The sequence below is a fragment of the uncultured Campylobacter sp. genome, assembly GCF_937981295.1.
Classification (GTDB): Bacteria; Campylobacterota; Campylobacteria; order Campylobacterales; family Campylobacteraceae; genus Campylobacter_B.
This window is the reverse complement of sequence record NZ_CALJPC010000102.1, coordinates 20620-28122: the sequence shown is the minus strand read 5'-3', so window position 1 is coordinate 28122 and position 7503 is coordinate 20620. Positions and strand designations below refer to the sequence as shown.

Below are 7503 nucleotides of genomic sequence, written 5' to 3'. Positions count from 1 at the left end.
AATAAGGCTCTATATAACTCAGACGATCTTATGAGATTAAACAGAGATAGCTCCAAGCTAAGCAAAGAGCTATACTCTACAAAGCTAAACTCCAATGTCGATGCAAGCGTGGATATGAGGTTGTTTAGCGAAGGGGGAAGGAATGAGATAAAGGATGAGCTTAATAGGGGGAGTGCGATATACGAAGCTATAAATTTAATAGCCACTACCGAGAATGCGAAAGCCTATAAAATATTTGACTATATCGGAGGCTTTACTAGCGGATACGATAAAGATAGTATGTCGCTTGCGGCAAATCTTGACGTGCTAAACGATCCTAGCGCCGATATATTTAAAAAGCAACGAGCCGCACAGGATATAGCAAATCAAATGGGGGCAAAGGTTAAATTTGCCAATCTAGACGAAGGAAGCGGAGGAAAATTTAACTCCGACGATCCGAATTCTGTATATATCAATACGAAGCACATTAGCAATGCGAAAGAATTTATGACATCTTTGAGACACGAGCTTGTTCATCGCAGCGATAATAAACGAGGTACTTTCATACCTAAAGATCCCGCGCAAAATCAATTCGCTACCAACTATGCCCTAGGCATGCTAAGTATGTCGGAAAAGGCTTTAAGATTAAACGGTAGAAGTCTTAACGACTATTCGCCTAAAGTAAATCCTAACGACAAAACCGTCGTAGCCGATACCAAATACTTTTACTCGCTGGATCAGAGGAAGAGTGATGATTTGGACTTGGTGTATTTCAATAAAACACATGAGAAATTTAATTATAATGCTGCCGTGGAATATAAGGGTGATAAGAAAAGTCCGCATTGGGTAGGAGTCGCCGCTCACGGTTCCGAAGGAAATTTTATTGATCTCCGAGATGATAATAAATTCAAGGGTATAGGAGTTACCCCTGTTTCTCAGTTAGCGGCCGATATTAAGAAATTTGATCCACAAGTGGATAGCGTAAGTTTATATATGTGTTTTTCTGGAAAAGATGGAAAAAATACTATATCAGTAGCTCAAGACTTAGCTAATCAACTTGGGGTTCCCGTTTATGGATATCCAAATAAATTTTACTTTAATTGGCTATTTCCAAGTCTTAGCTCGCCAGCTTATTTTGGCTTTGGCGGGAATGGAGAAATGAAATTTTTGCCAGAAAATAAAGGACATAAATGAATAAGTTCAAAATTATTTTATGCTTTGTTGTTTGCTTGCTTATAGTATTGATTGCTTGCGGTTTTTATATAACAAACTTAGAAAATGATAAATTTGAGAGAGAAATTTTGCCAAGGATGCTTTTATTAAAAGCATATAGAGAAAAGGATATTAAATATATATCAGAGCTCGAAGATGCATATAGTTGGTATTTATGTAATTATGAAGATAATGATTGTATAATAGTTTCTGGCAAAGAATTACAAAAAATTATAGAGACACACAATGCTATATTATTTGCTTTTAAAAAATAATATAGTGCTATAAGGATCAGTAAATGAAAATAGTAAAATTTTTAGTATTTTTTGTATTTTATACTTTGATACTATTATATTTCACATTGCCAAGGTTGGGTGCACGTCCCGATTTAATATTTATAAATTTGAATGCACTTTCCAAAGATGATTTAAGCAAAGATGAATTTCACCGTGAACTTAATGGTAGTGATTGGTTTTTGCGGAAAGATGGAAATATAAGCGCAGTAGAACCGGAAGAGGTTAGAAGCATATTAAAAGACGAAAATTCTACGGTATTGTTCGGAATATACAGCGAGGCACATGCCTTTTATCATTAGTTAATAAACAACAAAGATAAAACCGAAGCTAACAATCGGCGGCGGATTAAGGAAGCGATGGAAAGACAAAAAGGGTAATATTTATGAGTGGGATTCTCGGCATGGGGCGCTAGAAAAATATGATAAGCAGGGGTCGCATTTGGGTCAATTTGACCATATAACTGGCAGACAAACTAAACCCGCAGATAAAACAAGAAGGATTCAAAAATGAAAAGCGTAAAAGGTATTTTCCGTTATCTTTTTCCGGTAAGAGATGGACGAGAACTGTATTGGATTAAAATTCCAAAAGGGCAAAGCGGTCGTTTTGGAAAAGAATTTATATTCGAGCCTGAATTGATTGCGAAATCGGACGCGCAAAAACTCGGTCTAAAAATAGATCCAAAGCTTTTAAGAGATAAGCGAATTAAATTTCATATACGCGATATGTATTATAAGACATATTATGAGATAACATCTTTCGGTATCGATGAGAGCTACGCCGATTCGCGGCAAATAGATCTTGATTTAGAAGATATAAAACAAATCGTAAAATCGGATGAAGACAATCCCTACTATGTAGATAGCTATAGCTTAAACATAGAGCAGATGAGATCTTTTGGATGCATCGATATGGTTAAGCCCGGTTTTTCATACTTCTTAGATTGCTCTGCTAGCCATGAAAGAATAATCAAAGCTCCAAATAACGGAGATAAAAATATAAAAGGCTGCTATATAAATGTCTTTGATAGCGATAAGGACGCCTTTTACTTGGCATTATTGGACGTTAAGCTGCCTTTTAGCGAAGTTGCAAAAATAGTCCGCCCGCTGGGCGTAGAGGCAAATATCCACTATTCTTATAGCCTCTCCGAAGAGCAGATTATAAAATTGGGATTTCCTGAAATTTTAAAAGAAAACGACGGCAAAATCGACGCTCAAATATCGGTAGAGATAGCATAATCTCATAATTTGAAATTTAGCCGTTAAATGGATTAAATAATGCAGCCCAAAATTAGAAATTTATGCGTATCGCTGGAAAATAAAATTTTAAATTGACGTGCGTTTAAATTTTAAAATTTAAGCGCCCTTTTTGTTATAATTTCATCAAATTTAAAAGGAGAGACGATGGCTTTGTTAAATCTTTTCAAAAAAGGTGGCAAAAATAGCGCAAACGCCGCAAAGATCGGCAAGACCGCGCAGGAGCGCAAGGATATAAGCATCGAAATTTTAAAATCCCAAGGCGTGCCGTATATAGATCATCTGCCGCTGCGATACGAGACGAGCGAGGCTTCCCCGCGCGAAAAGGACGAGGTCATCGCCCGCGCGATCTGCTCGTATGCGGCGATAATGTGCGCCTGCTCAATCAGAGACGAGGGTAAGCTCGCGGATGAAGATAAGCAGGGCGTGCGGGGCTTTCTAGATAACCGCTACGGCTGCATAGATAAGCTCACGCGCATGGAGCGCCGCGTCGTGCAGGGCGAGGCGAGCCGCGACGAGGCCGTGAATATGGGCTGGAAATACGAGTCGCTGTGGTCGCTGATGTAGGCGATGGGGCTCGTGGAGGAGCTTAGCTTTCCAAAGGGTATCTGCGACTGCGGATTTGTGATGGATACCTTTAGCGGCGGCGATTTTTCTGCGCGCGTGAAGCTGCGGGGCACGGATGAAATTTTGCAGGCGCTCGATCTTATCTACCGCTACCACTGGGCGTGCGTCAATGCCCGCGTGCACGGCTCAGACTGCGCGGGGCTCGACGAAGAGGTCGTGATGGAGAGGCGCGGCGGGCTAGAATGGCTGTGCTGCAAGGGGGACGAAAACGATAATCTGACGGATGAATATAATGCGTGGGATTATCCGGACTTGAATACTTAGCGCTTGTCTTTTTCTGCTTATACTTCGTTGAAATTTAATTTTCAGGCTCGGCAGGCTATCTGCCTGGCCTACACCTAAAAATCAAATTTCGCCTCGTTTAAGCGAAAAATACTTCGCCTTAATTCCCGCGTTTTTTCTCTTTGCTATACGTCGTTGCGTCTAAAATTTGCTCGATTACATATTTACATACACGCTCCGCCCGCAAATTTTATCCGCGCCTTGTTTAGCTTTGCGGCACCGCCGCTTACACTCCTTCTTTGTACTCAAATTTAGAAACTATTTTTGCATCGTCGTACCCACAACTGCAAGCATAAGATCGGAATTTAAAACCCGATCGCGCGCTGTTTTTTCTAAATCCAAAATATGTGCCGACGGATCGAAAGGCATACCGAATGTGAGAATTTATGAATCAATTGGAGATTAAAATTTTAAAATTTTTCTTGCAAACTGCGCAAAGAGGATCACAAACGCAGATCCGCTGAAATTTCAGACGCGACCTGCCAAATTTCAGGGCGCCGCGGAATTTTAAAATTTAAAGTTGCGGGCGAGCAAGGCGCCTGTCCGCGTATTTTAAGCCCGCTAAATTTAAGCGGGCAACGTCTGCGCCGCAGACCTAGAAATTGCATCAGCCCTGCGTCGCAGCGCTTCCGCTCGCAAACGCCGCCGCATTGAGCGCCGCGTCGTAATCGGGCTCATCTACGATGTCGTCCGTGATCTGCTTGTAAGCGATCTTACCTGCGGTATCCACGACGAAAACCGCGCGGCACGTTAGCCCCGCAAGCGCGCCGTCCGCGATCAGCACGCCGTATGCGCGCGCAAACTCCTTATCGCGAAAGTCGCTTAGGGCGCGTAAATTTTTGATCCCCTCGGTCGAGCAAAATCTGCCCGCGGCAAACGGCAGATCCATCGAGATCACGAAAACCTCGGTATTTTTTATGCTCGCGGCGCGCTCGTTAAATTTGCGCGTCTCGGTCGCGCACACGTCCGTATCCAGGGACGGCACGGCGATGATGACCTGCGCCTTGCCCGTGCCGCCGCCGACTTTGACCTCGCTAAGATCGGCTGCGACCAGGCTGAGCTCGGGCGCCTTATCTCCCAGCTTAAGCTCGCTGCCCAAAAGATCGACGCTTACGCCTTGTAATTTGGTTTGTTGCATGATTTTCCTTTGTTTTAAAATATCTGAAACGGGCGCATTATAACCCGCGAAAGCAAACGCCTGCTAAATCCGAAAACAGGCGGGCTAGAGCGCCGCCAGCTCGGCCGATATGATCGGCGCGTAGATCGCTCTGCGAAGATGAAATTTTATGGCGCGAAGCGGCGGCGCAATTAAAGCGCCTTCCCGAGAATACCACGACTCGCATAAGCACTGATGATCGCGACCTGGTATAGGTCTATGATAGTGCGCTCCGCCTTGAGGCTGCGCCGAAAGTAAAATTTTATCCTACTTGCGATCCAGCTTACGGCGATTTTGTCCGTGAATGAAAATCAAAGCGCGATAGCGCCGCACGCGCTTTATCTGTGAATGAATATATCTCTAGTAAAACGATGGGCGCGGCATCATAAGCGCGTTTTAAGTTATGCTTTAAATTTTTAAATTTAATTGAAATTTTTTGATCTAAATTTGCAATCTACAGAAATCAAAATTTATGGGTTGAAATTTTATTTGAAGCTAGAGCGTGAGTTAAAATTTCGGCTCGTAAAGCAGGTTAAATTTAAGCGCCGTCTTAAAATTTAAAGAAGCGCCGGGGTTGGCGATAAAGCTATCGCCGCACCCTAGCGCCCGTTAAGCCTAGCCGTTGCGCTTTTTGATGATCTCTTCGCCGACGTTTTTAGGAACCTCGTCGTAGTGATCAAATTCCATCGAATAGGTCGCGCGACCCTGCGTCTGAGAGCGCAGATCGGTCGAGTAACCGAACATCTCCGAAAGCGGGCAAAACGCGTCGATGATCTTGTTTCCGCCGCGCTCGCTCATATTATTAACCTGTCCGCGGCGCTTGTTTAGATCGCCGATGACGTCGCCCATATACTCCTCAGGGGTTTCTACCTCGACCTTCATCATAGGCTCTAAGATTACGGCGCCCGCTTTTCTAGCGCCCTCTTTGAAGCCCATAGAAGCGGCGAGTTTGAATGCCATTTCGGAGCTATCGACTTCGTGGTAGCTTCCGTCATAGACAGTTACGCGCACGTCCTCGACCGGATAGCCCGCCAAAACGCCGTTTTGCATCGCCTCTTGGCAGCCCTTATCAACTGCAGGGATGTATTCTTTCGGAATCGCGCCGCCTTTAATATCGTTTACGAACTCATATCCGGCGCCAGGCTCCAAAGGCTCTAGGCGCAAAAATACGTGACCGTATTGACCGCGACCGCCCGATTGTTTGGCGTATTTGTACTCTTGCTCGACTTTTTTGCGGATAGTCTCGCGATATGCGACCTGCGGCTGTCCGACCTCGGCCTCAACCTTAAATTCTCTAAGCATTCTATCTACAATAATCTCAAGGTGTAGCTCGCCCATTCCCGAAATGATAGTTTGTCCGCTCTCTTCGTCGGTCGTAACCCTAAAGCTCGGATCTTCTTGCGCCAATTTTTGAAGCGCGATACCCATTTTTTCTTGATCGGCTTTGGTTTTAGGCTCTACCGCTACGCTAATAACCGGATCAGGAAATTCCATACGCTCTAAAATTACTTTATCTTTTTCGCTAGCTAACGTATCGCCGGTAAGAGTGTCTTTAAGACCCACGACAGCACCGATCTCGCCCGCATAAAGCTCCTTGATCTCTTCGCGTTTATTTGAGTGCATCCTTAGCAAGCGTCCGATGCGCTCTTTTTTGCCTTTGCCAGTATTTACGACGTAGCTGCCACTTTCCAAAACACCGCGATAAACGCGTACAAAGGTAAGCTGACCTACAAAAGGATCGGTCATAATCTTAAATCCAAGGCCCGCGAACTCGCCCTCGTCGGTAGAGCTTACGTGAACCTCGCTGCCATCCTCATACTGACCCTTAATCGCAGGCACTTCATCAGGCGCAGGTAGATAATCTACGACCGCATCTAGCAAAGGCTGCACGCCCTTGTTTTTAAATGCGGTGCCGCATAGCATAGGAAAAAAGCTTAGGCTTAAGCAACCTTTCTTGATGCCCTTTTTAATCTCTTCTACGCTTAGCTCTTCACCGTTAAAATACTTCTCCATCAAAGCTTCATCAGTCTCTGCTACCGCCTCAATCATCTTGTCGCGGTACTCTTGCGCTTTTTCTCGTAATTCAGCAGGAATTTCAACGATCTCGGGAGCAGAAGGACCCTTGCTATCATCCCAAACGAGTGCCTTCATAGTAACCAAATCTATAACACCCTTGAAATCATCCTCTGCGCCGATCGGAATTTGAATCGGAACAGGATGTGCTTTGAGCCTATCTTTTACCTGCTGTTCGACATTATAAAAATTTGCGCCTACACGGTCCATCTTATTTACGAAAATGATGCGCGGAACGTGATATTTATTCGCTTGACGCCAAACGGTCTCGCTTTGAGGTTGAACGCCGCCTACAGAGCAAAATACTGCTACTGCGCCATCTAAAACGCGCATCGAGCGCTCCACTTCGATAGTAAAGTCAACGTGACCCGGGGTGTCGATCAAATTTATCTGATGATTATTCCAAAAGCAGGTAGTTGCCGCAGACGTAATCGTGATGCCGCGCTCGCGCTCCTGCTCCATCCAGTCCATAGTAGCGGCGCCCTCGTGAACCTCGCCAATCTTATGGCTCATACCGGTAAAAAATAGAATTCTTTCGCTCGTAGTCGTCTTTCCGGCGTCGATGTGAGCGGCAATTCCAATATTTCTAACCATATGTAAAGGGGTCTTTCTTGCCATGACGCCC

At 44.6% G+C, this 7503-nt stretch carries 8 protein-coding genes and 1 pseudogene; 6 read left to right on the top strand and 3 right to left on the bottom strand.

Annotated features, from left to right (window positions below):
• The 6 genes and pseudogenes from Q0135_RS10990 to Q0135_RS10970 form a co-directional block, all read left to right on the top strand.
• Nucleotides 1-1173: hypothetical protein (locus Q0135_RS10990; RefSeq protein WP_297990436.1), on the top strand; the 1173-nt coding region annotated here is incomplete at its 5' end.
• Entirely contained in the window at nucleotides 1170-1466 is a 297-nt protein-coding gene (locus Q0135_RS10985) for a hypothetical protein (protein WP_297990435.1), read from the top strand. The genes Q0135_RS10990 and Q0135_RS10985, both read left to right, overlap by 4 nt.
• 23 nt (nucleotides 1467-1489) lie before the next feature.
• Entirely contained in the window at nucleotides 1490-1786 is a 297-nt protein-coding gene (locus tag Q0135_RS10980; protein ID WP_297990433.1) for a hypothetical protein, read from the top strand.
• Between the two features lie 16 nt (nucleotides 1787-1802).
• Nucleotides 1803-1997 (top strand): colicin E3/pyocin S6 family cytotoxin, encoded by a 195-nt coding sequence (locus Q0135_RS11450; RefSeq protein ID WP_366112499.1) that lies wholly within the window; start codon nucleotides 1803-1805, stop codon nucleotides 1995-1997.
• Nucleotides 1994-2722: a hypothetical protein gene (locus Q0135_RS10975; protein ID WP_297990431.1), complete on the top strand. Its 729-nt coding sequence runs from the start codon at nucleotides 1994-1996 to the stop codon at nucleotides 2720-2722. The genes Q0135_RS11450 and Q0135_RS10975 overlap by 4 nt, the downstream gene beginning before the upstream one ends.
• A gap of 165 nt (nucleotides 2723-2887) precedes the next feature.
• Nucleotides 2888-3631: pseudogene (locus Q0135_RS10970) on the top strand (DUF4272 domain-containing protein).
• A 461-nt stretch (nucleotides 3632-4092) separates the two neighbouring features.
• Here Q0135_RS10970 and Q0135_RS10965 read toward each other — a convergent pair.
• The 3 genes from Q0135_RS10965 to fusA form a co-directional block, all read right to left on the bottom strand.
• Entirely contained in the window at nucleotides 4093-4257 is a 165-nt protein-coding gene (locus tag Q0135_RS10965; RefSeq protein ID WP_297990429.1) for a hypothetical protein, read from the bottom strand.
• Nucleotides 4257-4787: a thiol peroxidase gene (gene tpx, locus Q0135_RS10960; protein ID WP_297990427.1), complete on the bottom strand. Its 531-nt coding sequence runs from the start codon at nucleotides 4785-4787 to the stop codon at nucleotides 4257-4259. The genes Q0135_RS10965 and tpx overlap by 1 nt, the downstream gene beginning before the upstream one ends.
• A 633-nt stretch (nucleotides 4788-5420) precedes the next feature.
• On the bottom strand, nucleotides 5421-7496 hold the full coding sequence (fusA, locus tag Q0135_RS10955) for an elongation factor G (RefSeq protein ID WP_297990424.1): 2076 nt from the start codon (nucleotides 7494-7496) through the stop codon (nucleotides 5421-5423).
• Nucleotides 7497-7503: the final 7 nt, after the last annotated feature.

Excerpts from the sequence above, each read along its gene's own strand:
- tpx (WP_297990427.1), bottom strand. The coding sequence starts at position 4,787 with ATGCAACAAACCAAATTACAAGGCGTAAGCGTCGATCTTTTGGGCAGC.
- Q0135_RS10980 (WP_297990433.1), top strand. The coding sequence starts at position 1,490 with ATGAAAATAGTAAAATTTTTAGTATTTTTTGTATTTTATACTTTGATA.
- Q0135_RS10985 (WP_297990435.1), top strand. The coding sequence starts at position 1,170 with ATGAATAAGTTCAAAATTATTTTATGCTTTGTTGTTTGCTTGCTTATA.
- Q0135_RS10965 (WP_297990429.1), bottom strand. The coding sequence starts at position 4,257 with ATGCAATTTCTAGGTCTGCGGCGCAGACGTTGCCCGCTTAAATTTAGC.
- Q0135_RS10975 (WP_297990431.1), top strand. The coding sequence starts at position 1,994 with ATGAAAAGCGTAAAAGGTATTTTCCGTTATCTTTTTCCGGTAAGAGAT.
- fusA (WP_297990424.1), bottom strand. The coding sequence starts at position 7,496 with ATGGCAAGAAAGACCCCTTTACATATGGTTAGAAATATTGGAATTGCC.